Source organism: Halomonas sp. 113 (assembly GCF_904067645.1).
GTDB classification, from domain to species: Bacteria; Pseudomonadota; Gammaproteobacteria; order Pseudomonadales; family Halomonadaceae; genus Vreelandella; species Vreelandella titanicae.
The window spans coordinates 3,024,794-3,050,673 of sequence record NZ_LR881453.1; the positions used below are offsets into that span (position 1 = coordinate 3,024,794).

Below are 25,880 nucleotides of genomic sequence, written 5' to 3' on the forward strand. Positions count from 1 at the left end.
TATCAGCAAGTTAGCGCCTACCAGACCAAAGTCTAAAAGCTCAAACCTTGTGTCATTCAGTGAATCGATTCAGCATAGCACTATGTGCAGATTTAATAGCACCATACCCAGATTTAATGGCAAGGATAAACCGACTGAAACGGCACGGTTCATCTCATTGGCATCAACGCCATTACCATGATCATTTAACGACGATCACTTTATGTACACGACGCTGCGTCGACGCTGCCCCATTAAAATGCCGACAGTGCGCGTTTACAGGAGAATACTATGTTGACACTCGGCCCCGATGACATCTTGCTAGGCCGCCACGCCGACAGCTGGCAAACCGCGCTGGACAGTGCCGCTGAGGCGCTGGTTGAGGCCGGATTGGTTGAGGCCGAGTACCGCGACGGCCTACACGCCCGCGAGGCACAATCATCAACGTTTCTAGGCAACGCCATCGCAATACCCCACGGTACACCGGAAAGCCGTCAGTATGTGAAGCAGACAGGCGTGCGCGTGTTGCAGTTTCCACAAGGGATCGAGTGGCACGACGGCCAGCAGGTGCACGTACTGGTAACGATTGCCGCCCAGAATGATGAGCACCTGGATATTCTGCGCCAGCTCACCCATGTGCTGGATCGCGAAGGCGTTTCCGAGCAACTGGCAAACGCCACCTCCGCGGCAGATGTAGCGCGGCTGCTTTCGAAACCAGCATTAGAACCGCGCCTGGATGCCGACACCCTATGCGTCAACTTTCCGGCACGCGACCCACAAGAACTCGCTCTGGCTGCAGCCGCCCGCTTACGCCAAAGCGGCTGTGTCGATAACAGCTTTATTTCCGCCGTCGCCGCGGCACAGCCGACCTGGTTAGGTAAAGGACTGTGGCTGGCTAGCAGCGCCCAGGGCGTTAATCAGCCCGCGCTTGGGGTGGCCACACCTGCTGAACAAACCCTGGAAAGTGCTGGTCATCCGGTGCATGCGTTGTTCTGCCTGGCCGCCCATGGCGATGCCCACCGCCCCCTGCTAGAGCAACTGATGGCGGTGTTGGAAAACAGCGAAAGCCAAAGCCTGGTGGGCAAAACCAGCGATCAGCTGTTAGCCACCCTGGCGGGCGAAACCGCAAATACCCAAACCCGTCGGGTACGGGTGCTCAACCCCCATGGGCTGCACGCTCGCCCTGCCAAACAGTTGGTACAGATAGCGCGCGCTCAGGCCATGCCGATTCAGGCACGTTTGGAAGAAGGCAGCGCCACCCCGGTTTCCGCCGCCAGTCTAACCAAAGTGATTGGCCTGGGCGCACGCCGCGGCCAGTGGCTGGTGCTGTCAGCCGAGGGTGAGCAGGCAAGCGCGGCGCTAGAGGCCGTCGCCGAGGCTGTTGAATCGGGCCTGGGAGAAAAAGTAACGCCCTTTGACGGCGGCTTTGATAGCACGCAGGAAGCGAGCACCGCTACACCGGCCGTTGAGCCTCTCGCTGCCGATACGCCCCACGCCGGCGTCGCCGCCTCGCCGGGCTTGGCCATTGCGCCAGTATTTGTCATTCGCCCGATGCAGTTCGAGTACGCCGAACACGCCAGCGACGCTGAACACGAAATCAGCCGTTTAAATAGCGCGCTGAAAGAGGGTGCCGCCCAGCTGCAGACATTGGTGCATAACGCCCCCGGTGGCGAAGTCGCCGATATTCTTTCAATGCACGAAGAGATGCTCGACGACCCGGAGCTCCATCACGCGGCGACGGATGCCATTCGTGAAGGGCGCTCGGCGGAAGCGGGCTGGTGGGAAGCGATTGAAACCGCGGCCCACGCCCAGGAGATGCTCGCTGACCGCCTGCTGGCCGAACGCGCTGCCGACCTGCGCGACGTAGGTCGCCGGGTGTTGGGCGTACTCTGCGATGTGACGCTCCCCGAACCGCCGGATCACCCTTATATTCTGGTGATGGACGATATCGGCCCTTCCGATGTGGCCCGGCTGGATACTTCCCGTGTCCGCGGCCTGCTTACCGTTCGCGGTGGCGCCACGGCACACAGCGCTATTCTGGCCCGTGCACTGGGCATTCCCGCCGTGGTGGGCGCGGGTCAAGCGGTGATGGCGCTTAACAACGCCAGCATGATGATTCTGGATGGCGAGCGTGGCCGAGTGACGTCGCAACCTTCCGAAGAGCGCCTACAGCGTGCCGAGCAGCAGTTACTAGACCTCCAGCAGCGCGAAGCCGATGCCTGGGAAAGCCGCTTCGAGGTCGCCCAAACTCGCGATGGGCACCGTGTCGAAGTCGCCGCCAACCTGGGCAACACTGCCCACGCCGCTGATGCAGTGGAGCGCGGTGCTGAGGCCGTTGGCCTGCTGCGTACTGAATTCCTGTTCATGGCCCACGCCAGCGCACCAGACTTAGCCACTCAGATTAGCGAGTACCGTCAGGCAATTGATGCCCTGGATGGCCGCCCGCTGGTAGCGCGCACATTAGATGTCGGCGGTGATAAGCCACTGCCCTACTGGCCGGTACCCCAAGAAGACAACCCCTTCCTGGGTCTGCGCGGTATTCGCTTAGCGCTGACACAGCCCGATGTGCTCGAGACCCAATTGCGCGCGTTATTGATGGCAGGCAAGGATAGTCCCCTGCGGATTATGCTGCCGATGGTCAAAGATATCGCTGAGTTCCGCGCTGTAAAAGCCATCTACGATCGCCTACTCAAAGAGATCCCTACTTCCCAGCGCGCCACCGATGTGCAGTTGGGGGTGATGATTGAAATACCCTCTAGCGCGCTGCTGGCGCCCAGCCTCGCCGCCGAAGTCGATTTCTTCTCAGTAGGCACCAACGACTTGACTCAGTACACCCTGGCTATCGACCGCGGCCACCCGGAACTCTCTGCCCAAGCCGATGGTTTGCACCCTGCTGTGCTGCGTTTGATTCAAATGACCGTGGCGGCTGCCCATACACAAGGCAAATGGGTCGGCGTGTGCGGCGAATTAGCCTCAGACGCCGTGGCCATTCCCGTATTGGTAGGCCTTGGCGTGGACGAACTCTCCGTCAGCGCACGGCAGATCCCGTTGGTCAAAGCCCGCTTGCGCGAGTTTGACTTCGCTGATGCCCAAGCCAGTGCCCAGTTAGCGCTGAATCAGGCGACCAGCGATGAAGTGCGCGATGCACTGGAGGCGCGCTAATGGCCCGCGTGCTATGCATTACCCTGAACCCGGCACTGGATTTGGCGTTTAACCTTGACGCCTTGGTGCTGGGCAGCGTCAACCGCCCCACTAGCGCCCAATTAGAAGCAGCGGGCAAAGGCGTTAACGTTGCTCGCGTATTGGCGGGTCTTGGTCACGACGTCACCGTCAGCGGCTTTTTAGGTGCCGATAACGACGCTCCCTTTCAATTGGCATTTACCCAGTACTCCCTGACCGACGCCTTTGTGCGCGTGCCGGGAGAAACCCGTATTAATGCCAAAATTGCGGAACAAAGCGGCCGCGTTACCGATATTAATGGCCCCGGCATGCCCATTGACGCCACGCATTTGCAGGCGCTGATCGACACGCTAAATACTGAGCTTTCTAGCGCGACGCCCCCCCAGGCGGTCGTCGTGGCGGGCAGCCTGCCCCCCGGGCTGTCACTGATTGATTTCAGCGCGCTGTTAAACCACTTAAACGCCAGCGGCGTACCGCTCTGGGTAGATACCAGTGGCCCGGCACTCAATGCGGCCATAGCGACTCACCCCGCCGGTGTAAAGCCTAATGAAAATGAACTGGCAGAGTGGGCGGGCGAAGATATGACCTCTTCCGATATGCGCTTGAATGCGGCTAAACGGCTGCATAAAAGCGGCATCGCCCATGCGCTGATTTCAGCGGGTGCCGAAGGGGTGTTGTGGGTTAACGCTCAAGGTGCCTGGCACGCCACACCTCCTAAGGTTACCGCGACGAATACCGTTTGCGCTGGCGATACCTTTGTCGCGGGCATGCTCCACGGCCTGCTGACTCATCAGAACGGCCAGCAAGACGCTGAACAGACGCTGCGCTTTGCCACCGCGCTCTCGGCCGAGGCCGTGCGCCATGTTGGCGTGGGCAACCCCCACGCTGCCGATTTCGATTCACTCCAACAACACACCCGGATACGGCGTCTTGATGACACCATCACCGAGGGAGCCACGCTATGAATATTATTCTGATTACCGCCTGCCCCAGCGGCATGGCGACCACCTTCCTCGCGGCTAAGCGCCTGGAACAAGCCGCCCAGCGCCAAGGCTGGTCGGCGCATGTGGAAATGCACGGCGAAGTCGCGCCTCTCCAGGCCGCTACTGCCGAGCAGATCGCCAATGCCGATTTGATCGTGGTCGCCGCCGATCACGTGCCTGCCCCAGAGCGCTTTGAAGGCAAGCGGCTATTCCAAGCGCCGATTGCCAGCGCACTCCCCGACCCCAGCGCTTTTCTAGCCCAGGCTAAGCGTGAAGCGCCGATTTATAGCGCACCTGCCGCCTCTACTACTAGCGCATCTACCGCTGCAAACAGCGCGGGTGGCAAGAAAATCGTTGCTGTCACTGCCTGCCCCACCGGCGTGGCGCATACCTTTATGGCCGCCGAAGCACTCGCCGAGGCGGGCAAAGCCATGGGCCACGCCATTCGCGTGGAAACCCAAGGCTCGGTGGGCGCACAAGATAAATTGACCGCAGAAGAGATCGCCGACGCCGACATAGTCGTATTGGCCTGCGATATCGACGTTGATCCGTCGCGGTTCGCTGGTAAGCGCATCTACCGCACTTCTACTGGCAACGCGCTAAAAAAACCACGCCCCACGCTTGAAGCTGCGCTCAGCGAGGCCGCCATAGAGAACGGCAGCAGCAATGCGGGCACAGCAAATAAGAGCGTCAAAGAGAAAGGCGTTTATAAGCACCTGCTCACCGGCGTTTCCTTTATGCTGCCAATGGTGGTGGCGGGCGGCCTACTGATTGCACTCTCCTTTGTGTTCGGTATTGAGGCCTTTGAGCAGGAAGGCACTCTGGCCGCCGCGCTGATGCAGATCGGCGGTGGCACCGCCTTTGCACTGATGATTCCAGTGCTGGCAGGTTATATTGCCTACTCCATCGCCGACCGCCCCGGCATCGCACCGGGTATGATTGGTGGCATGCTAGCGGCCAATATCGGCTCCGGCTTTATCGGCGGTATTTTGGCGGGTTTCCTGGCGGGCTACGTGGCGCTGGCGGTTACTCGCTACGTCAAACTGCCCTCTAGCGTTGAATCCCTGAAGCCAATTCTGATCATTCCGCTAGTCGCCAGTTTGGTCACCGGCCTCACCATGATCTATGTGATTGGCGAACCGGTCGCGGCGCTGCTTAATGCTCTGACCAGTTTCCTGGAGTCCATGGGCTCCACCAACGCTGTGCTACTAGGTATCCTGCTCGGCGCGATGATGTGTTTCGATCTGGGTGGCCCGGTCAACAAAGCGGCTTACACCTTTGGCGTAGGCCTGCTAGCCTCTGAAACTTACGGCCCCATGGCGGCGATCATGGCGGCGGGAATGGTACCTGCCATTGGTATGGGTATTGCCAGCTTTGTAGCGCGCAACAAGTTCTCGGCACCGGAGCGGGAAGCGGGCAAAGCCTCTTTTGTACTGGGCCTCTGTTTTATCAGCGAAGGCGCGATTCCCTTTGCGGCGAAAGATCCCCTACGCGTTATCCCCGCTTGCATGGTGGGCGGCGCACTCACAGGCGCACTCTCGATGCTGGTAGGCGCGCAACTCATGGCTCCTCACGGTGGTATCTTCGTACTGCTGATTCCCAACGCCATTACCCCGGTACTGCTCTACCTTGGCGCTATTGTGGCTGGCTCGTTGGTGACGGGTTTAAGCTATGCGTTTATCAAACGTGATGCGGCCCAGGTAGCACTCGCCACCTAACCGCTGTTACCAAAAAATGAGGGCAGGCGAACATGCCTGCCCTTTTAAATACGTCGCTTTACGCATTTAATACCTTTTCACGCCACTTATAACCTCTACTCTTTGTCATTTTTTATGTAGTATTTTTACATAACCTACTTTTTGATCACCAATTCACCTATAACAAACGGATCATCCTATGTTTCAGCTCACTCGCAGTGTTACCTGGCAGGCACTTGAACGCTTGCGCGACAAAACCGCAAACGACCGCATTCGTGACTACTTCACCAATGACCCGCAGCGCTTTGAGAAAATGAGTTTACGGGTGGGCGGTCTGTTTCTCGACTACTCCAAGCACCATGTCTCCGATGAAGTGCTTACCAAGCTGATTGAGCTAGCCGACCACTCCGCACTGGTACAGCGCCGGGCACAGATGTTCTCCGGGGATATTATCAACGTTACGGAAAACCGCCCGGTACTGCATACGGCTCTGCGTCACTTAGGCGATGAGCCGGTATATGTGGACGGCGAAGACGTTATGCCGGAGATAACCCGCACCCGCGAGCAGATCAAGCTGTTCTCGGAAGCGGTACGCAGCGGTGAATGGAAAGGCTACAACGGCAAACGCATTAAAGATGTGGTCAATATCGGCATTGGTGGCTCGGATCTTGGGCCCAATATGGCGGTTCGCGCACTGCTCAAATACCGCCACCCGGAGCTGCACTTCCACTTCGTTTCCAATGTGGACGGCACCCATATTCAGAAGGTACTTTCGCGCCTCGACCCCGCCACCACGCTGTTTATCGTCTCCACCAAGACCTTCTCTACCCAGGAGACCCTGCTTAACGCCAAAACCGCGCGGCGCTGGTTCCTGGAGAACGCTGGTGAAGATGCCGACGTGGGCGCGCACTTTATTGCCGCCTCCACCAACCGCAAAGCAGCCATGGAGTTCGGCATTCGCGAAGAGAACGTGTTCGAGTTCTGGGCCTGGGTGGGTGGACGCTACTCCATGTGGTCGTCCATCGGCCTGCCGATTGCGCTTTCGATCGGTTTTGAGGGCTTTATCGAGCTGCTGGAAGGCGCTCATGAGATGGATAACCATTTCATCAACGCGCCCTTCTCGCAAAACATGCCCGTGCTGATGGCACTGATTGGTATTTGGTACATCAACTTTATTGGCGCCGAAACTCAAGCCATCGTGCCCTACGACCAGGCGCTGAACCAACTACCCTCTTTCCTGCAGCAGCTGGATATGGAGTCTAACGGTAAATCGGTGGATATTTTCGGCCACCCGGTGAACTATAAAACCGGCCCGATTGTATGGGGCCAAACCGGTTCCAACGGCCAGCACGCCTTCTTCCAGCTACTGCACCAGGGCACCCGCTACGTGCCGATTGATTTTATTGCCTCGCTCAAGCCCGAGCCCGGCGTGGAAGACCACCACTTCGCCCTACTGACCAATATGCTCGCCCAGGCCAACGCCTTTATGGAAGGCAGCCAAGGGGACAGCAAAGAGCTCAGTCAACACGACCCCTACAGTTGCCCCGGCAACCGCCCTTCCAGCACCCTACTGCTGGATGAGCTAACGCCAAAAAACCTGGGCGCGCTAATCGCGCTCTACGAGCACAAGGTGTTTGTGCAAGGGGTGATCTGGAACATCAACTCCTTTGACCAGTGGGGCGTGCAGCTTGGCAAGCGCATCGCCGGTGAAATCAGCGAGCGCATCGACACCAACGCAGCTGACTTCGACACCTCGACTCAAGGTCTGCTGGAACTGGTTCGCGCTCACTTCCCCAATGGCGGCAACGGCGAAAAGGAAAGCGTCCCGGCCAGTGCCGATAAGAAGCCATCACGGAAGAAGCGTTGAACGGATAGGGTAAATCGATAGAAAACAACGCCGTGGCTTTCTCAAGCCACGGCGTTTCGCAACCCTGGAACCTTCGGTTTGTAATAAATGACTAATTCCAGTAACTCGGTTCCCGTTGTCTAAGCTTTCTCCTTAAGACTCATCCGGAATTAGATTCAACAAATCGGTGACACCAATATCTACACCGGCTTGGGAGAACAAAGTAGATGCCTGCCCGCGGTGGTGGGTTTGGTGATTGAAGAAGTGAACGATCAGGCTTGAGTAGCGCCGTTTTGAGGCCACTCCTTTTATGTTGTGATAACTCAGCGTGGTACTCAAATCGTCGTCTGTCAGCGCCGATACCCAGTTAATAATCACGGTATCGAGCCATTGGCGATGCGCTTTCAATCCCTTCAAGTCATCAAAGAGAATCTGATCAAGACGCTCAGGCGTAGGTAGTGCCACCATTACTTCAAGCGTCCTTGCGGAAGAAGAGGCGTGTGTTGCAAACCGTTTGAGCCAAATCGTGTCGGCTACCGCGATGTGGTTCAGTGTGCCAAAAATCGAGCCGAAGAACGCGCCACGCTCTTCAGCTAGTTCAGAGGCGCTCAGCTTACCGGCGGCATCATAGAGGTTAGTGTTCATCCACTGGTTATAAGTGGCTAACTGTTCGAAGTGTTGTTGAAGTGTCATGAGTTAAGACCCAAAAGCAGCATCTATTTAGAACGTTTGAAATATGGGGGAAGAACAGCATCACCGCCCGCCTGCTACATCAATGAATGACCCCGTTACATAAGAGGCTTCGTCCGAGAGCAACCAAGCGATGGTATTAGCCACTTCTTCAGCGCTACCGCCACGCTGCATAGGAATCTGGGGAGCTAAACGATCAACCCGCCCTGGTTCTCCACCATCGGCATGCATATCAGTATAGATAAAACCGGGGCGAACGGCGTTAACACGAATCCCCGAGCCAGCAACTTCGCGAGACAACCCCTTGGTTAGGGTATCCATGGCACCTTTCGATGCAGCGTAGTCAACATATTCAGAGGGCGAGCCTGTTTGCGAGGCAAGCGATGAGACATTGACGATTGCACTACCTGCTGGGAAGCGCCTGACGGCTTCTCTGGAGCACAGAAAACAGCTGACCACATTGCTATTAAGCACTTGGTTGAAGCGCTCAAGGTCGATATCGACCAGCTTGGATTGAGTAAACAGAATGCCTGCATTGTTAACCAAATGTGTCACCTTGCCAAAGCGCTCTTCTGCTGCATCAAACAGGCCGATAACGTCAGCTTCACTGCTAACATCCGCTTGACAGGCAAACGCTCGACCACCCGCTCGAATAATGCAATCAGCCGCATCATCTGCCAGCTCCCTATTAGCAAGATAGTTCACGCACACTGCATAGCCTTTTGCGCCTAGCAATTTTGCGGTGGCCGCTCCGATACCTCGGCTTCCCCCTGTCACGATGACCACTTTCGACATAACGTTTCCTCGCTGGCTCTTTAGTCACAAACCCACCTTGCACATTAAACCCACGATAGTTCATTGGGTAGCGCCCTTTTCGCTACTGCAAGTTAATTAATTGGCTGGCTATTGATTTCTTGTCACCTTACAACTACTGTATATAAAACCATATCAAAAGAGGTGAACCATGACATCTCTTGGAACACCAAGCTCCTATAAGGGTCGCGGGGCAACGTACGATCCGCACAATCGTTTTGCGCCTACCCGCAGCGAGGAGGAAGATGACGGCTGGTGGCGGGAAGAGGCCTCTACGACTATCGCTACCGAAGTGCGTGAGGAGGTGAGCAAAAGTGCTTTGTCGTGGAATCGCTCTCCAGATTTACCTTTTGATCGCTCGCTGAACCCGTATCGCGGCTGTGAGCACGGCTGCGTTTACTGCTATGCCCGCCCTTCTCACGCCTACTGGGACTTATCCCCAGGGCTGGATTTTGAAACCAAGCTGATTGCCCGCAGCGGCTTGGTAGAGCGGTTATCCGAAGAACTGTGCCACCCTAATTACGTGTGCCGCCCGATCAACCTTTCCGGCAACACCGACTGTTATCAACCGTTAGAAGCTACCTACAAAACCACTCGCCGCCTGCTGGAGCTGCTACTGGAGTGTCGCCATCCGGTAACGCTGGTGACTAAAAGCACCTTAGTGCTGCGCGATTTGGAACTCCTGGCGGAGATGGCCGAACACCGGCTGGTGCGCGTGTTTGTCAGTTTGACCAGCCTGGATGCCAACTTGAAACGCACATTAGAACCACGGGCGGCATCACCTCAGGCGCGCTTGCGGGCCATTCGTGAACTGAATACCGCAGGTGTTCCAGTTGGTGCGCTCATTTCGCCGGTTATTCCGGGGCTAACCGATCATGAAATCGAAAAGCTCTTGGAAGCCGCCAGCCGTGCAGGGGCGAGAACCGCCGCCTGGATGCTGCTACGTTTACCCTATGAAGTGGCACCGCTGTTTGAAGCGTGGTTAGAAGCGCACTACCCTGAGCGCGCCGCAAAAGTGATGAGCCTAATGCGTCAGTGCCGTGGCGGTAAAGCGTACGATGCCAAGTTTGGTAAGCGCTTTCGCGGTGAAGGGGTATTTGCCGATTTAATTGCACAACGCTTTGCCCGCGCCAGCCGTCAGTGGAACATGCAGGATCGCACCGAGCAGGGCTTGAACACCCGGGATTTTCGCCCACCACGAGCGCAGCAGGATTTATTCATTTAAGCTAAGCAGCACGCGCATAAATCAGCTGCAAAGGAAGCCGAATGCCTGCTCTAAGCAAAACCAAATCGAGTTTTTACCGCCGCTTATACGTCGCCCATTTGATCGAACAAGGTGTCGCCAGTGTGCCGACGTTGATCGAGGCCACCGGTATGCCCCGGCGCACCGCACAGGATACGATTGCATCTCTTGCCGAGCTGGATATCGAGTGCGTATTTACGAAAGATGAGGGCGAGCGTCACAACATCGGCCGCTACCAGATACGTGATTGGGGGGCGATAGATCCACGTTGGGTGGCCACACACGCTGAGCGGCTAAAACAGGCGCTTGGCTATGCTAGTTAGTGTCATTTTCATCCGGTTCTGCCCAGGCCAGTCGTGCAGCGTTGAGGGTAACCGTCAGCGAACTTGCCGCCATGGCGAGTACCGCTACTAGCGGGGGGATCGCCATCAGCACCACCAGCCCGAGTGCCAAGGTATTGTAGAGCGCTGAAAAGAACAGATTCTGAACCATGATGCGTCGCGTACGTTTAGCAATACTGAGCAGTTTGACTACCCCACCCATCCCCGGCGTCATTAGCTGTGCGGAAGCCCCTTCGCGGGCGGCTTCGCTGGCATTTAATGGAGCGATGCCAACATCTGCCGCGGCCAGGCTCAAGGTATCGTTTAAGCCATCACCCACGTAGAGCGTTGGCGATGGCAACCCCTGCAAAAGCCGCGCTTTGGCTTCAGGCGAGCGCTGGGCATAGCAAGCTTCTCTTCCAAGCCCCACCCGTTCACCTAACCAACTAACCACCCCCTCCCGATCACCGCTGATCATTGCCACCACATACCCTGCATCTAGCAGGTGTTTCACGCTTTTTTCAGCATCTTCCACTGGCTGATCAGTAAGATAGAGCGTGGCTAGCCAGCCTGCACCATCAGCTACCATCACTTGAGTAGCAAAGGCCAGCGCTGTGTCCTCCTCGTGGTCTGGCAGCGCTATCTGATGGCGAGAAAGCCAATCGGCGCTGCCTACCATCAGCCATTCACCGTTGCTCAAGCGCACATGGCGCCCTTCCCCAGGCGCTTCGTTTACGTCCACGCATTGCTCGTGATGTCGATCATGTTGGCTGCCCGACCAGCACGCTAACGCTTGTGCCAAGGGGTGTTCGCTGCCAGCAACAGCGGCTCTGAGCTTGCGCTGCAAAGTGTGCTTATCAATGCCCTCCCGGGCCTGCCAGTGCAGCACCGAGTGGCTGCCAGTGGTTAAGGTGCCGGTTTTATCCAGCGCTACCGAGCGAATGTGAGCCAAGGTTTCGAGCGCTGCCGGGTCGCGTAGCGCAACACCCTGCTGCATGGCCTGGCCACTACCGGCAAGACTTGCCAGCGGCACTGCAAGCCCCACGGCACAGGGGCAAGCAACCACTAACACCGACAGTGCGCGCACAAAGGCATCCTCCCAGCCCAACCCAAGTAGCAGCGCAGTGGGCAGCGTTAGCATCGCTAGCACTAGCGCTAGTGGGCTTAGCCATGCGGCAAAACGGTCAGCGAGTTTCTGCAATTCGCCTTTTTTGGCCTGATAGCGGCGCATTTCGTCACACAGCCGATCCAGTCGCCGCTTGCCTACCCCAGCACTCACCTGCATTACCATCGGCGTTGTCCCCAGGTAGCGGCAGCCCGCGTAGACCTTCTGTCCTGCATTAAAGTAGCGAGGCAGGCTTTCGCCAGTAAGCGAGGCAGTATCGATCCAACCTGGGGCTTCCAGAATCCCATCAAGGGCTATCAACTCACCGGGCTCTAGCTCGACGCGCGTTCCCTTCGTCACTTCATCCACAGGAACCGATCCCCAGTGCTCGTTCTGCCAAACCGTTATGTCATCATTTGGAAGCGCCAGAGCATCGAGCGCTTTTAGCCCACGGTGACGGCACAGCGTTTCTACCAGCCGACCAACCAGTAAAAGCACAATCAGCATCACCGCCGTGTCGAAATAGACCTCTGCAGAACCGCGCCCTAGTAGCCAAACCGAGACCACCACCGCGCCGATAACACCCAGGCTAACTAAAACATCCATGCCGGGGCGCTTGGCGAGCAGCGTTCGCCACCCGGCCCGGTAAAACGGCACGCCTGAGAACAGCACGACAGGTAAGGAGAATGCCCCCGATACCCACGCCACCACCAGTTCAATCCGCTCCGAAGGCAATGCACCCGCATATATCAATAGTGAAGCGAGCATCGTCCACATGCCGAACAGCGAACCGACCATTAACCTCAGCGTCAGGTAGCGGCTCTCCTCTTCTAAACGTCCATGGGCATCTGCCACCGGCTCAAGTTCCGTAAGCCGATAGCCCAAACGTTTAACCTTTGGGGCGAGCGTTGGGAGCTGGACAGCGGCGGGTGTACCGCTGATGCAGAGGGTTGCGCTTGGGTAGTGGACGCTAACCTCACGCACGCCTTCAAGCCGCTTTAGAGAGCCCTCCACGGCCAGGGCACAGCTGGTGCACCACATACCGTGGAGGGTATAGAGCTGCTCTTCCTCTTTGTTAAGCGCATCGCTTACAGGCAAGGCGGAATACCAATAATCGGCATTGCAGCAAACACAACGCTTAAGGTAGAGAAAAGATACAGCCCGGCGGAAACAGTGGCATTAAAGCGCAGCCGCCCTTCATGGCGCCTAGCCATGCGGCAACAACCCACTGTTAGCACCGCCAGTAACGCAATCGCCGCGATACTAACCACCAGCAGCATAGCGTTTACCAGGGTGAATACGCCCTGCTCGGGAACAGGCGGCGCAACTGAGCAGGCTATTGCGTGCCCGCCGTAAACGGCTACGAACCAGATACACCATAGCGTTAAGCCAATGACGAAATGTAAGGGATGGGTAAGATGTAACCGCTGCATCGTGATGGACATTAACTTAGCTCCCTATCACACGCGGCAACACGGCAAGCGCGCCCACGAGTATCCAGAACGTCACCAGGTTATAGCGCCACCACTGGGCAACCACGGCAGGCTCGAAAGGCGCATGGGCACCCACATAGCCATAACCTACCCGCAGGCCCTGAAACAGGGTCAGCACCGCGCCTAAACCGCCGTGTAGCAGCGCATAGGCCAGCCCGACCATAATGATCGCATCATGGGAGGTTTCGGTCACCGCCAAGTCTGCACTCAACAGCACCCAAAGCGTTATCGCAACCTGAACAAAGCCTAGGGCACTGATGCAATACATGCCCACAGCCAGCCCCGCATCCTTACCCTGGCGCAAACCGCGCACCAGTTTTTCGAGAATTCCCACGCCAGCAGTTAGCGCCACCCCGGCAAGGATCAGCCCCACCAAGGAGAGCGGTGAGGTCTCAGGCATCCGCCACTCAGGGGACACCGTCCATAGATAGAACCAGCCAAACAGGTAAGAGAGAAAGAACGAACCATTGGCCAGCAGCGTGATCGACATGGCCCATAAGCCTGGACCATCCATGGTGCGCGAGTGCAGCGGTGGATCACCGGGGGCTACCTCTGCATCTGGCGCCGCTTTTGGATGCGCACCATTCTCCCAAGACCAGCGCAGTAGAAATAGTCCGGCCACGACAACGGCGATACCCGCCAGCGGATATAGCCGCGTCAGCAGGCTTAAACACACCACGGCCAATGCCATTGCGGCGAACAGCGGCCACCAGGAGTTACCCGGCAGATGAATGATTTCCCGCACTTTGCCCGTTAATGGGTCGGTGCCCCACATCTCCCGCCGGCCATGGGTAGCCACCGCCAAGCTATGTTGCCCTTCTGCCATGGTGCGCGGTAGATCCGGGTCATCCCATAGTGGGTGGCGCGTATCGATCTTTGGCAGGCTGACAAAGTTATAGGCGCTGGGTGGCATACTGTTGGCCCACTCCAGGGTATCCGCGTTCCAGGGATTATGCTTAGCAGGTTTGCCAAAACGGAAGTGCAGCGCAAAATCCAGCAGCACCATGGCAATCCCCGCCGACATAATAAAGCTACTCATGGATGACAGCAGGTTGAAAATATCCCAGCCCATGCCCGTTTCATAAGAGTAGACCCGCCGCGGCATCCCCAAAAGGCCAGTCCAGTGCATGATCAAGAAAGTGCCATTAAAGCCCAAAAAGGTGAGCCAAAAGCCCCATTTGCCCAGGGTTTCAGAAGGCATTCGCCCTGAAAACAGCGGCAGCCAGTAGTAGAGTCCGGCAATCAGTGGGAAGAACATGCCCCCCACCAACACATAGTGCATATGCGCTACGACAAAGTGGGTATCGTGCACCTGCCAGTTAAAGGGCACCAGCGCCAGCATTACTCCAGTCAAACCTCCACACACGAAGATAATCAGGAAGCCCATGATCCATAGCATTGGAAGCTTCATTTTGGGCTTACCCAGCCATAGCGTAGCCAGCCAGACAAACACCTGAATCGCGGTAGGTACCGCCACCAGCATACTGGCCGCGGAGAAGAATGCTTGAGCCAGTTGCGGAATCCCCACGGTAAACATGTGGTGAACCCATAGTCCGAAACTGATAAAGCCTGTCACGGTAATCGCGAAGACCACCCAGCCGTAACCAACGATCGGACGGCCAGCAAACACTGGTATCAGCGTGGAGACAATGCCCGCCGCAGGCAGGAAAATGATGTAAACTTCAGGATGGCCGAACAGCCAAAAGAGGTGCTGCCAAAGAATCGGGTCACCGCCACCCGCCACTTCGAAAAAGGGCATCCCGACTGCGCGCTCAAGCTCCAATAGAATACTGCCCAGAATCAGCGGCGGGAAACCGACCACGATCATCAGCGCCATGGCGAGGATATACCAGGCAAACAGCGGCATTTTGTGCAGCGCCATGCCCTGGGTGCGGGTACGCAGTATCGAGACCACCAATTCGACCCCGGCAGACAGCGCGGAGATCTCAACGAAGGTGATCCCTAACAGCCAGAAATCTGAGCCCAAACCCGGTGAATACTCGCTGCCACTGAGCGGGGTATACATAAACCAGCCGCTATTCGGCGCCATCTCCAGCACCAAACTAAACGACAAAATAATGCCGCCAAACAGGTAGCACCAGTAGCCCAGCGACGTAAGCCGAGGGCAGACCAAATCCCGGGCACCGATCATCTTGGGAATCATATAAATCGCCAACCCTTCCAGCATGGGGATGGCGAACAGAAACATCATCACCGTGCCATGCATGGTGGTGACCTGGTTATAGATATCCGGCGACATAAAGTCTTGATCGGGGAGCGCCAACTGGGTGCGCACCAGCATGGCCAACAGGCCACCGATCAAGAAGAACACCATCCCGGTAACCATAAAACGTAGGCCGAGCGTGGTGTGGTTAACAATGGTGAGGGCTTTTAAGCCCCGCGGATTGCCCCATATGTCGTGCAAGTCACTGTGCAACTGATCGGGGCCTGCGATGTTATCGCCTTCTGGGGTAGCTTCTCGGTTAATGGTGGTCATGGGGTGAGCGTCTCCAGCCAAGCACCCAGGCTCTCCAAGGTGGCCGTCTCAATATCATCGTGGGGCGGCATTTTGTTGCCCGGCTTTAAATCTTGATGGTGCTGTAGCCAGCGGGTTACCGCCCCCTCTTCCAGGGCCATTACCCCCGCGCCGAGGCTCGTCCGGCTGCCAAGATCAGAAAGATCCGGCCCCTCCTCCCCAGAGGATAGTCCCGCTACCCGGTGGCAGCTCGCGCAATGGGTCATAAATGCCTCTCTGGCAGGCTCATGCTGCTGATCGTTTGCAGCTAGCGACGATAATGCTTCCGTTTGACGGGCGGCCAGCCAAGCGTCGTACTCGTCACGCCCGACGGCTTCCACATAGAGTTGCATTTGGGCATGCTGGGCGCCGCAAAACTCTGCGCACTGAGCACCAAATACCGCCGGTTCGTCCGCTTCCAAGCGTATTTTGTTCACTCGCCCTGGGATCATATCGATCTTGCCGCCCAGGCGAGGCACCCAGAAAGCGTGAATAACGTCCGCACCAGTAACGTGAAAATCAACTGGCTCACCAGCGGGCATGATGAGCTGATTTGAAGTCACCACCTCTCCCCCTTCTGCGCCGGGGTAGCGCACTTCCCACCACCACTGGTGGCCAATCACTTCAATTACCTCCGGCGGTTCTGCCAGGGGCAACGGTAAAAGCCGCTGGCCGGTGGGCACACCAAAGGCCAGTAGTGCGGTAATGCTGACCACCGGCAGCACAATGCCACCGCCAATAATCCAGCGACGCGCTATTTTTCGCTCCTCGGCAGGCGTACGTACAACCTCCTTGCGCTTGAAGGTATACAGCCAAAAAGCAGTCACCAGCACCAATACCACAGTGCCAAAACTCAGCATTACCCACCAAATCATCGCCACGTCTCGCGCGGCTTGGCCTGCCGGGTCTAGAATAGACTTATCCCCCGCGCAACCGGCTAATAGCAGGCCGACTAACAGCGCTAGCGGTGTGCCAAGTGAGTTGACCCGCTGCTTGGTTAAGCGTTGAATAATCAGCCTCATCCCTTGAATTCCTTTTTCTGCCCACAGGAAGTGATCATGGCAAAGCCTCGCCAGCGCTCGATTAAAAGCCACGCATCTCTCGCCGGCCATCCGCTTCATCCCGTGATGATTCACTTTCCCGTCGCGGCCCTGATGGCGCTGGTGGCAAGCGATATCGGTTTCCTGCTTAGCGGCGACCCATTCTGGTTGCGCGCCAGCTTGTGGCTGGCCGGTGTCGGCGCATTTGGCGGTTGGATTGCCAGCACGGCAGGCATTATTGACCTGGTCACTGTGCCGCGCATTCGCCGCCTGATTACCGGCTGGAGCCATGCTATCGTCGCGGTGGTGATGCTCTCGTTGGCGTCGCTGAACTGGCTGCTGCGCTTCAACGACCCGAGTGCGATTTTGCCTTGGGGGCTGGCCGTATCGCTGCTCACCGCCGCGTTGATCGCTTTGGCAGGCTGGCTGGGTGGGCAGTTGGTGTATGAGCACGCCGTGGGGGTCGACGTTGAGGATTAAAACTAAGCTGTTAAAAGACACGGCTTTAGCTCCAATCCAGTGGCTTAGCTAACACAAGCCCCAACACACCTATAATGCCCGCTAACGCAACACATAGCGCCGTCCAGTTGGCGGGTTTTACCCAGCGGTAGTGGCCCATCTCAAGGCGCAAGATTAACCAGCCAAAGCTGCCATGAGCGGCGACCATGGCCACTACGGCACCCAGCTTTAAGATCAGCCAGCCGCCCAACACACCATGGATGAGAAATAGCAGCGTGCCCGAGGCAATAGCCACTAAAGCGGCCGGGGTAGCGACTGAGTTATAAAAAAACCGCGGCATGGGCGGTGTGCCCTGAGCGAAGCCCGCGTCTTTGCGAAGCTGCAGTGCTTGGCTAAGCAAGGCGGGCAGATAAAGCAGTGAGCCGCACCAGATCACTAGCGCGGCAATGTGAAGCAGTTTAAGCCAAGGCATCGGGGCTTCCTTGCGTTGCGTAAGGCGGGGGCAGATCACCCCTAACCTTAGTCAAAGCCCCCCTTTATGGCTAGCCGTTCAACTTACCTGGATCTCATAACCAGTGAATTTGCGGAGATTAATGACCCCACTATCAAGGATCAAATACTGCCCTTTGACGCCTTGCAGCACGCCTTCGACCAGCGGCTGTTTATCAAAGTTATGCGACACCACTTTTTTGGGAAAAACGCTGACGGGGTAGTGAAAATGTTGCGCTGGCTGTTCCAAAAAGCGAATGGCGTCCGCACCATGGGTTTCGCGCAGTTGGTGCAACCCATCGGCTAGCAGGGTTAGCAAACGGTCACGCTCGGCACTTAAATCCATGGTTTCGACGTCGCCCTTGAGCATCGCACGCCAATTGGTGCGGTCGGCCACCTGCTCTTTAAACAGCATTTCGACAAAACCGGACTGCTGACGAGTATCCACTTCAAGAATCGGCAGCGCCTGGATCGCGCCTTGATCCAGCCAGCGGGTAGGCATTTGGGTTTTGCGAGTGATGCCGACTTTAAGCCCCGACGAGTTAGCCAAATAGACGATATGGGGCTGGAAGCAGTGCCGCTCGCCCCACTCCGGCTCACGGCAAGTGCCTTGGAAAAAGTGGCAGGTTTCCGGCTTCATAATGCAGGTATCGCACTGGGCTAGCCGCTTGAAGCAGGGGTAACAGTGGCCTTGGGCAAAGCTCTTCTTGGTTGCTCGCCCGCAGTGGGTACAGGCAATTGCTCCCGTCCACCGCAAACTAAGCGGCTCACCGATACGCTCGTTAAGCGCAACACGGTGCTCACCCGCGCGTAAGTGGTAAACCACCGGCTGATCTTGGCGGCCAGGTAGCGCTGCCGCCATTTTGCTTAAACAGCCCTGTACTGAAAAGCCCGGTACTGCCGCTTCAATCACGCGTGGCATCCCGTGCCAAACCCGCCATTTCAGGCGTTACGCCAGCACCGCTAGCCGCTGCACCGCAGGTACGCTGCTCTAAATACCCTACGCGACTCTCTTCCGGCACGTTGTTCTCCACCTCAAAGCGCATGACGGCTTCCAAGCAGAGTTCGGTCTGTTCCGGCGTTAAGCGGCGACCGTCGGGCCATTTGCGCAGCGATACCGCCTGTTTAAGGCTTTCATAAATCGCTGGGGTCATCTGGTTGATCATTTTTTCGAACGTCATTTCGCTCATTGCAGGCCTCTTAACGGTTTTTCAAACGGCGGGATGAATAATACCAGCCTGTGACAAGCCCCACGAGTAGACCGCCCAAATGTGCTTCATTAGCGACATTGCCAAAACCAACGCTGCCCGCCATATCAGTCATGGTGAACACCATCCAGCCGAGCATAAAGACCACCAGCATTTGCGGTACAAAGAAGCCGCTTTGGGGCACCCTGCGTGACATCAACCAAACGTGAGCCAGTAAGGCATATACCACCCCGGACATGCCACCGAATAGCACGGTTCCGGTCGCGTACTGCGCCACATTCGCGCCAACGCCCGCCACAATCAACAGCAGTAACATGGTACGGCTGCCTTGGAGTGCTTCAATCTGACGTCCGAAGTACCACACCCACATCAGGTTAAATATTAAATGCATCCAGCCAAAGTGCAGAAAAGCAGGCGATAAAAAGCGCCATACTTGTCCTGACGTAAGCGTTTGAGACAGATTACCGAAGACCAGCTCACCCTCTGAAATACCTATCGGCACGATGGTTAGAGTGACAATCAACTGGTCACCAAAAACACCAATCAGGGCAAATACCACCAGACTAATGACAATCATCAGCGCCGTTACCGGCACTTGCTTTAACGATGCCAAGAAGTTGGTCATGGTGCGCGGGCGCTGAGCAGCCTGATGAAGCACCAGGGGTTCGCCCCGCTGCCAGCGCTCTAGCAGTGCTTTAAGTTCGCCAAGCTGGCGTGGGTCGGCTATCCATAGCAGTTGGCCGTCCGCTTCATCGGTAATGCGGTGACCAATGCGGTGGCGCCAGAGTGCTTGGCGAAGTTCACTGGTATCCGCGTGATCGGGCAGAAGCATCACTGGATGCATGACATCCCTCTAATCAAAGCGCTTGCGGCATGCTGACCGCAGCGGGTAGCTATTGAAGACAACTACTGAATGAACCACACGGTTGCCAACAAACAGGCAAAAAAAACCGGCGGTGGGAACCGCCGGAGAATAAAAGCAAGGGATCATTCAAGGGAACACTTACTCAGATGGCCAGCGGCAGGGTTAGTTCAGCCGTTTTGAAAAAAATATGTAATTTTATGTAATAAAATGAAACAACTGTTAATCAAAGTCGATTTCCCAGGGTTTGGGCAGCGCCCTTTCCTCTTTTGGTACCTTAATCCACACAAAATGGTCGGCATTTAATACTCTCTCACCACTCCAGCGATAAGCCACTAAACGCCCATATTTCACGGCACTGTAATCTAGGCAGGCAATATTATGTGTCGGCAGTGCCGGTATGCCTTCACACCAGTAGTGGCCGATAAACAACGGCGGCTGCTCTGGCCCGTAGTAGCTAAGTTTCTGGCGCTCTTCGTGGGTCAATGCGCGCGTTTCAAGGTCGCCGGGCAAGTTATCCGGTTGAAAGACGACATCACCCCACTGCTGAGGTGCCTGGGCCCAAAAGTGGGCGCGAAAGCTTTGTCTTGTAAAGCCATCGCCAGAGTGTATCGCAATACCTTTGGGTAGTGAGACATGAGGGCCCCGGGTGAGGCGGTCTAAAATTCGAAACGCCTGGGTTTTGGAGTTGGTGGACTCAATCAGAAACTGTGTGTCCATGCAGTAATCAGGGCGGCGCTGTTTCAGCTCTTCAATCAGCGCCTCATCCCAGCAGGCATGCACCACGCGGATACCATCGATTTCCAAGCACAAAGGGATGGTTTTAAACCACGCCAGGGTGTCTTCCCACTCGTTGGTGTAGTCGCGATACTGCTCTAGGGTGTCCTGAATAATACGATTATGCCGCGGCGTATGTTCGCGCAACCAGCGTTTGTGGCTACCTGCAGGCCCAGGATGGGTATACGCCAGGGCGTTATACTCGTGATTCCCCATGACGATATACGCTTCGCCCTGCTCGACCATTCGCCGGGCAATAGTCACTGCCAGGCGAATTCTAGGGCCTCGGTCAATCAAATCACCTAGGAAAATCACTTTGCGACGCGGGTGGCGATAGACGCCGTTGCGCTGGTGGTAACCCAGCTTTTCCAGCAGAGAGGCGAGCGTAGCACCGCAGCCGTGGACATCGCCAATGAGGTCGTATCCCTCCATGCTCAATCCCCCAACCGGTGGCTCCAGCCTAATTTGCTGCGCAGCACTTCGTAAAAATTATGCCCGATGGGGTGCACCAGCTGGATACGCTCAGGCTTGCGGGTAATCACCAGCACATCGTTGGGCTTGGCTACCGCTCGAGTTTGTCCATCGCAGCTGATATGCGGGTAGGACTGGTTGGTTTCGCCAATGTGAATACGTATTTCACTAGCGGCATCGATCACAATGGGGCGACTCGACAGCGTATGCGGGAACATCGGCACCAGCGTCACAACATCCAGTTTGGGGTGCATGATCGGCCCGCCGCCAGAGAGCGCGTAGGCCGTAGAACCGGTGGGAGTGGCAACGATCAAGCCATCGCTGCGCTGGCTATACACAAACTGACCATCGATAAACAGTTCAAACTCTATCATGCGCACCGCTTTACCGGGGTGCAGCACGACTTCGTTCAAGGCATCGCCATTACCTACGGCAACGCCATTACGGTAGAGCACAGTATCGAGCAAAAAACGCTGTTCAACCTCAAACTCCCCCGCCAGCACTTCACTGACGCGGGTTTCCAACTCATCTGGGGAGATATCGGTAAGAAACCCCAAGCGGCCCCGATTAACGCCTAAAATCAGCGTACCGCTGCGGCATAGCGCACGCGCCGCGCCCAATAGACTGCCATCGCCCCCTACCACAATCACCAAGTCACACAGCTCGCCCAGCATGCGGCGGCTGGCTTCCGGCTGACCATGGTGCGGTATGACAGTAGCGGTGCGATCTTCCACTAATACCGAGTAGTCATGGGCGACCAGGTAGGTTACCAACCGCTGAAGGGAGTCGACCACTTTGTCACTCCCCAGCCGACCAATCAGCCCAATAGTTTTAAAGGTTCTGCTTGATTGATCGCTGGAGGGCGCTGACTTAGCGTCTGCTGATAAGGTGTTGCTCATGGGCCGACTCTCGCTAACATAAGTCGCCATTATGGGGACACCTCAGCTATCGGGCAAATAGGCTTAGCTAACGGCTACCTGACGACGCTGGCACCACCAGTGATTGAGCCATAGGGAGGCGGCCATGATAAGTGCCCCCAACAGCAAACGCGGAATATCCGCGTCGCGGTTCCAAATCACTAGATTGACGATTAGCCCCGCCGGCACCAGCGCATTATTCATAATCGCTAAAGTGCCTGCATCTACTTTGGTGGCGCCCTGGTTCCAGGCAAAATAGCCCACGCCAGAAGCCACTAGCCCCAACCATGCGAGCACGCCCCACTGTAGTGACGTGGTAGGCAGTGCTGCGCTGTTACCAAAGAGTAAATAAGCAGGCAGGGCCACGACCATCGCGCCAATAAAGAACCAACCAAACACGTTGTGCCACGCCAGGGTAGGTGGCAAATCAGCGGCTAAACGGCGATAGCCTACCTGACCAAGCGCGAAACAGAGGTTGGCCCCCTGCACAACTAAAAAGCCTGCCCAGAAACCGCTATCAACGCCGTCATAGCGAATCACCCCCGCCCCAACGACGGCGAGCAGTGCAGTCACGATATAAATCGGCGTAAAACGCCCAAACAGCAGATCATCCAGTAGCGCGATATAAATAGGCGTGAAGATAGTAAACAGCAGCACTTCAGGTACCGACAGCAGCAGAAAGGATTGATAGAAGAAGGTGTACATTACTCCCAGCTGTATAGCACCTAAGCCCATAAGCGCCAGCCGGTGCTTACCCCGCAGAAGGCTGGGTCTTAAAAAAGGCAGGAAGACCAGGGTAGCAAGCGTTACCCGCAACAGTACTGCAAAGTAGCTGTCGACCTGGCCCGCCAAGTAGACGCCTATCAGCGAAAATGAGAACGCCCAAAGCGCCGTGACGCCTATCAAATAACCCATCGTAAACCCCGACTTGTAAATTAGTTTACCGGGATTATACGCACCTGGATCAGGCTGCCAAGTAGTTAACGTCTGCAAGGGTCTTTAGTTAACGCTGCTGCAACCACCAAAAAGCATACACGACACCGGGCAGCCAGCCCGCTAGGGTTAGCAACACAGCTACCCCTACTCGCTTACGACCACCATCAGTTAGCCCTACCGCCAGCGGCGGCAATAGTAACGCAAGAGCATAGTAGGCGAATTTTAACGCTCCAGGCTCCGGGACAGTTTGTTCCGCTTGCTCTAAGGGCGTCGCTTTAGGCGGCGTGGCTTTGGCAGACGCGGCTTCGGCAGGCGCTGGATCAACGTTAGGCGTCGGAGTGAAGTGCTCCACTGAGCTGGAGGCTGGTTCAGCCGCGGCCTTAGCTGCCCGCTCCTGGGCAAGTCGGTGGGCTTCTTTATCAATTTTTTGCTCTAGGGTTTCAGCCCCTTCTGCCAGGTCATCGTGATAACGCTCCCAATCCTCCCAGTCGTGAGGCGTCCCCGATTTTGGCCGCTGGTGACCGGAACCCCGCGCACGCTCCCAGGCCTTCTCTTCTAAGGTATTTGGCCGGTCAGGGTCGCGGTCGAGCCCTACCCTTTTGCGGTTTAAGTACTCACGTGCATCCATGAGTAGCTCCTTATTTCGTTAACTTGCAGGTCATTTGAGCAGTTAGAAAATTAACAGCTTAGAAAATTCAGTACTTATAGCGTTGAAAAAACACGGCTTGCAGTTAGAACACAGCGGCTTAAATCGCCTACAGTGAAAGTGTTGAAGCTACTTTAGCACTTAGCGACGACTTATCAGTTCGCATAATTTGCGATACCCGATTTGCCATAGCGCTGAATACGATGAGCGAGGAGCGCCCACCATGAATAGAGCAACCCCTAGCATCGTCCGCGATATCATGTCCCGTGATTGCTACCGCGTTTCACCCAACGCCTCGATAACAACCTTGGCCAAGGGGCTGGCACTGCATCGCCTGCCTGGCGCACCGGTTGTGGATGAGAGTGATCGTTTAATCGGCTTTATTTCGGAGCAGGATGTCATGGGACGTGTGCTGGACAGCATTTATCATGACGATGAAGCGCCCCTGGTGAAAGAGATGATGCGCCACGAAGTGCTCAGCGTCTCTCCCAATAAAAGCATTACCGACCTAGCCCAGGAGATGCTAGGCCCTAAACCCAAAGTCTACCCAGTAGTGGAACAGCAGCGTCTAATAGGAATTGTGACACGACGTGATATCCTGGTAGCGCTGCTGGCTATACGTCGCCACTAGCAGAGTGCTTAACGGTTTCAAATCAGGTGTCGAAGAACAGTTGAGCTTTAGACAAAAAAAAGCCGCTACTCAAGAAGTAGCGGAAGCAAGGGATCAAAACAAAGAGCCAGGACAACAACTTTAGCGACTGCTATCGCGATGTTGCCTGTACATACTCAGACACGCTATGAAGTAAAAGTTCGCAAAAAAGTAAAATTTCCGACCCGAGCGGCGCCAAGCGTATAATAACGTAGCTATTTATTAACGGATGACGCCCAGGAGCAGAGCGAATGGCGCTGTATTTATTAGTGTTTGGAGTCTGCTTACTCGTGATTGGTGCGGTAATGCTGGTGCTGATGACGTCAAGCACCCCACGTTACCGTACTGAGCCTAAAGATTTACTGGCGCTGTTTGATAAAGCGCTCAGCAGCCAAGTGAGCGAAACCGAGTGGAACGCGATAATCGGTTACCCTATTCGGCACAACGAGTACTTGGACGGCATCAGGCGCCGTGCCGCACACCTGATGGAACAGCACGGCCGCCGTTGGATGGTTGCCCAGGGCAAGCCGTTGCTCAATCAAGAGGGACAGGCAGAGCTTCAGGCCCTTCGCGACCATTTATCCGCCCACACTGCCCTTCGCCAGCAGTAGCTGTTGTGTTTTGAAGGCGTATTGCGGTTCAGGAGACCTAATGCAATTCAGGAGAACTGCATGCCCAGTACCATTCGACAAATACCGCTAGCTAGCGCTACACATCACCACACACATGATTTTCATCAGATTGTGATTACGCTATGCGGCTCTTCAGAATTTGAAATTGAAGGCTTGGGTGGGCGAGTAAATGCATTCTCGGGCTGTATCGTGCCCGCTAACCACGAGCACTACTACTCAGGTTACGGCCATAACCGGCAGTTAATTTTCGATCTTCCCGAAGACGCCCCTGCGCTAACCGGTGAGAACCGCGAACTGGTAGCACTATTCGATGCCCCACGCTTTTTTGGCCTAGATAACGCACTACGCCACTACCTAGCGTTTATGCAGAGCGAACTTGCTCAAGGGTTGGATACATCGACAAACTCCTTTCAGCAAGACCGTTTAGCCGCCACGCTTTTGGGTTCACTAAAAGCGCGCCTAGGTACTACCGCCAACAGTACGCAGCAGCGCCTGGATTTGACGCGTATTAACCGCTTTATTCGTCAACATCTCGCCGAAGACCTGCGCGTCGCCGATTTAGCGCGGCTAGCCTGTCTAAGCGAAGCGCATTTTTCCGACTGCTTCCGCGCTCAAACGGGGCTTTCGCCCTGGCAGTACGTCAAGCGCCAACGTCTACATGCGGCCCGTCAACTGATCCTGCAAAGCCGCTTGCCCCTCACCGATATTGCGATTCAAACCGGCTTTGCCAACCAAAGCGCGCTCTCTCATGCATTTCGCCGCAGTTACGGATTATCGCCGCGGAAATTACGTCAGGCAGATGTACCACCGATCTCGATTAACCCATCAAACGCTGCTTTAGGGTCAGTAGCAGGCCAGTAAAAACTCTACTAAAGTCGTATAAAGGCTACTCTTGCCGCGAAATTGACACGTTTTGCCCTGAAATCAACA

At 56.1% G+C, this 25,880-nt stretch carries 24 protein-coding genes; 10 read left to right on the top strand and 14 right to left on the bottom strand.

Annotated features, from left to right (window positions below; genetic code table 11):
• Positions 1–270: 270 nt before the first annotated feature.
• The 4 genes from ptsP (at position 271) to pgi (ending at position 7,706) form a co-directional block, all read left to right on the top strand.
• Positions 271–3,141 carry a phosphoenolpyruvate--protein phosphotransferase gene (gene ptsP, locus YERSI8AC_RS14320; RefSeq protein WP_159176963.1) on the top strand — a complete coding sequence of 957 codons (2,871 nt, stop codon included), beginning with the start codon at positions 271–273 and terminating at the stop codon, positions 3,139–3,141.
• The gene (gene pfkB / locus YERSI8AC_RS14325) at positions 3,141–4,124 is read left to right on the top strand and encodes a 1-phosphofructokinase (protein ID WP_022523009.1); all 984 of its coding nucleotides are present in this window, start codon (positions 3,141–3,143) and stop codon (positions 4,122–4,124) included. The genes ptsP and pfkB overlap by 1 nt, the downstream gene beginning before the upstream one ends.
• On the top strand, positions 4,121–5,860 hold the full coding sequence (locus YERSI8AC_RS14330; RefSeq protein ID WP_159176964.1) for a PTS fructose-like transporter subunit IIB: 1,740 nt from the start codon (positions 4,121–4,123) through the stop codon (positions 5,858–5,860). Before pfkB ends, YERSI8AC_RS14330 begins: the two co-directional genes overlap by 4 nt.
• A 178-nt stretch (positions 5,861–6,038) precedes the next feature.
• Positions 6,039–7,706, top strand: coding sequence for a glucose-6-phosphate isomerase (gene pgi / locus YERSI8AC_RS14335; protein ID WP_159176965.1), 1,668 nt, complete (start codon positions 6,039–6,041; stop codon positions 7,704–7,706).
• Positions 7,707–7,838: 132 nt separating this feature from the next.
• Here the strand turns inward: pgi and YERSI8AC_RS14340 are convergent, their stop codons facing one another.
• Together YERSI8AC_RS14340 and YERSI8AC_RS14345 are read right to left on the bottom strand one after the other, a co-directional pair.
• On the bottom strand, positions 7,839–8,378 hold the full coding sequence (locus YERSI8AC_RS14340) for a DinB family protein (protein ID WP_009287093.1): 540 nt from the start codon (positions 8,376–8,378) through the stop codon (positions 7,839–7,841).
• Positions 8,379–8,438: 60 nt separating this feature from the next.
• Positions 8,439–9,170, bottom strand: a complete 732-nt coding sequence (locus tag YERSI8AC_RS14345) for an SDR family oxidoreductase (RefSeq protein WP_159176966.1) — start codon at positions 9,168–9,170, stop codon at positions 8,439–8,441.
• 169 nt (positions 9,171–9,339) lie between these two features.
• Here YERSI8AC_RS14345 and YERSI8AC_RS14350 point away from each other — a divergent pair, with 169 nt between their 5' ends.
• Complete coding sequence (locus YERSI8AC_RS14350) at positions 9,340–10,413, top strand: PA0069 family radical SAM protein (RefSeq protein WP_009287094.1); 1,074 nt, start codon at positions 9,340–9,342, stop codon at positions 10,411–10,413.
• Between the two features lie 41 nt (positions 10,414–10,454).
• Positions 10,455–10,754 carry a winged helix-turn-helix domain-containing protein gene (locus YERSI8AC_RS14355; protein ID WP_159176967.1) on the top strand — a complete coding sequence of 100 codons (300 nt, stop codon included), beginning with the start codon at positions 10,455–10,457 and terminating at the stop codon, positions 10,752–10,754.
• Here YERSI8AC_RS14355 and YERSI8AC_RS14360 read toward each other — a convergent pair.
• From YERSI8AC_RS14360 to coxB, 4 genes are read right to left on the bottom strand one after another with little or no spacing between them, the layout of a single operon-like run.
• Positions 10,747–12,897: a heavy metal translocating P-type ATPase gene (locus YERSI8AC_RS14360; protein ID WP_159177938.1), complete on the bottom strand. Its 2,151-nt coding sequence runs from the start codon at positions 12,895–12,897 to the stop codon at positions 10,747–10,749. The genes YERSI8AC_RS14355 and YERSI8AC_RS14360 overlap by 8 nt on opposite strands.
• A gap of 47 nt (positions 12,898–12,944) precedes the next feature.
• Positions 12,945–13,301, bottom strand: a complete 357-nt coding sequence (locus tag YERSI8AC_RS14365; RefSeq protein ID WP_159176968.1) for a hypothetical protein — start codon at positions 13,299–13,301, stop codon at positions 12,945–12,947.
• A 4-nt stretch (positions 13,302–13,305) separates the two neighbouring features.
• A complete protein-coding gene (gene ctaD, locus YERSI8AC_RS14370) occupies positions 13,306–15,846 on the bottom strand; it encodes a cytochrome c oxidase subunit I (protein WP_159176969.1) in 2,541 nt (846 codons plus the stop codon).
• A complete protein-coding gene (gene coxB / locus YERSI8AC_RS14375) occupies positions 15,843–16,886 on the bottom strand; it encodes a cytochrome c oxidase subunit II (protein WP_159176970.1) in 1,044 nt (347 codons plus the stop codon). The genes ctaD and coxB overlap by 4 nt, the downstream gene beginning before the upstream one ends.
• Before the next feature lie 36 nt (positions 16,887–16,922).
• On the opposite strand from coxB, the gene YERSI8AC_RS14380 reads away from it, so the two are divergent.
• On the top strand, positions 16,923–17,384 hold the full coding sequence (locus YERSI8AC_RS14380) for a DUF2231 domain-containing protein (RefSeq protein ID WP_022522999.1): 462 nt from the start codon (positions 16,923–16,925) through the stop codon (positions 17,382–17,384).
• 25 nt (positions 17,385–17,409) lie between these two features.
• On the opposite strand, the gene YERSI8AC_RS14385 is transcribed toward YERSI8AC_RS14380, so the two are convergent.
• The 8 genes from YERSI8AC_RS14385 to YERSI8AC_RS14420 all read right to left on the bottom strand — a co-directional run bounded on the left by YERSI8AC_RS14385 (position 17,410) and on the right by YERSI8AC_RS14420 (position 23,651).
• Complete coding sequence (locus YERSI8AC_RS14385; protein WP_022522998.1) at positions 17,410–17,835, bottom strand: CopD family protein; 426 nt, start codon at positions 17,833–17,835, stop codon at positions 17,410–17,412.
• Between the two features lie 78 nt (positions 17,836–17,913).
• Positions 17,914–18,774, bottom strand: coding sequence for a DUF2797 domain-containing protein (locus YERSI8AC_RS14390; protein ID WP_159176971.1), 861 nt, complete (start codon positions 18,772–18,774; stop codon positions 17,914–17,916).
• Positions 18,758–19,042 (bottom strand): YeaC family protein, encoded by a 285-nt coding sequence (locus YERSI8AC_RS14395; RefSeq protein WP_022522996.1) that lies wholly within the window; start codon positions 19,040–19,042, stop codon positions 18,758–18,760. The genes YERSI8AC_RS14390 and YERSI8AC_RS14395 overlap by 17 nt, the downstream gene beginning before the upstream one ends.
• 10 nt (positions 19,043–19,052) lie before the next feature.
• Positions 19,053–19,904, bottom strand: coding sequence for a rhomboid family intramembrane serine protease (locus YERSI8AC_RS14400; RefSeq protein WP_159176972.1), 852 nt, complete (start codon positions 19,902–19,904; stop codon positions 19,053–19,055).
• Between the two features lie 240 nt (positions 19,905–20,144).
• Positions 20,145–21,131 (bottom strand): metallophosphoesterase, encoded by a 987-nt coding sequence (locus YERSI8AC_RS14405; protein ID WP_027958679.1) that lies wholly within the window; start codon positions 21,129–21,131, stop codon positions 20,145–20,147.
• A 2-nt stretch (positions 21,132–21,133) separates the two neighbouring features.
• Positions 21,134–22,069, bottom strand: coding sequence for an NAD(+) kinase (locus YERSI8AC_RS14410; RefSeq protein ID WP_039859209.1), 936 nt, complete (start codon positions 22,067–22,069; stop codon positions 21,134–21,136).
• A 63-nt stretch (positions 22,070–22,132) separates the two neighbouring features.
• Complete coding sequence (locus YERSI8AC_RS14415) at positions 22,133–23,002, bottom strand: carboxylate/amino acid/amine transporter (RefSeq protein WP_022522995.1); 870 nt, start codon at positions 23,000–23,002, stop codon at positions 22,133–22,135.
• Between the two features lie 88 nt (positions 23,003–23,090).
• Positions 23,091–23,651 (bottom strand): YqaE/Pmp3 family membrane protein, encoded by a 561-nt coding sequence (locus tag YERSI8AC_RS14420; protein ID WP_159176973.1) that lies wholly within the window; start codon positions 23,649–23,651, stop codon positions 23,091–23,093.
• A gap of 241 nt (positions 23,652–23,892) precedes the next feature.
• Between YERSI8AC_RS14420 and YERSI8AC_RS14425 the strand changes: the two genes are divergently transcribed.
• From YERSI8AC_RS14425 to YERSI8AC_RS14435, 3 genes are all read left to right on the top strand, one after another.
• Entirely contained in the window at positions 23,893–24,300 is a 408-nt protein-coding gene (locus YERSI8AC_RS14425; protein ID WP_022522993.1) for a CBS domain-containing protein, read from the top strand.
• 269 nt (positions 24,301–24,569) lie between these two features.
• Entirely contained in the window at positions 24,570–24,929 is a 360-nt protein-coding gene (locus YERSI8AC_RS14430) for a hypothetical protein (RefSeq protein WP_022522992.1), read from the top strand.
• A 60-nt stretch (positions 24,930–24,989) separates the two neighbouring features.
• Positions 24,990–25,811: an AraC family transcriptional regulator gene (locus YERSI8AC_RS14435; protein ID WP_022522991.1), complete on the top strand. Its 822-nt coding sequence runs from the start codon at positions 24,990–24,992 to the stop codon at positions 25,809–25,811.
• Positions 25,812–25,880 lie beyond the last annotated feature (69 nt).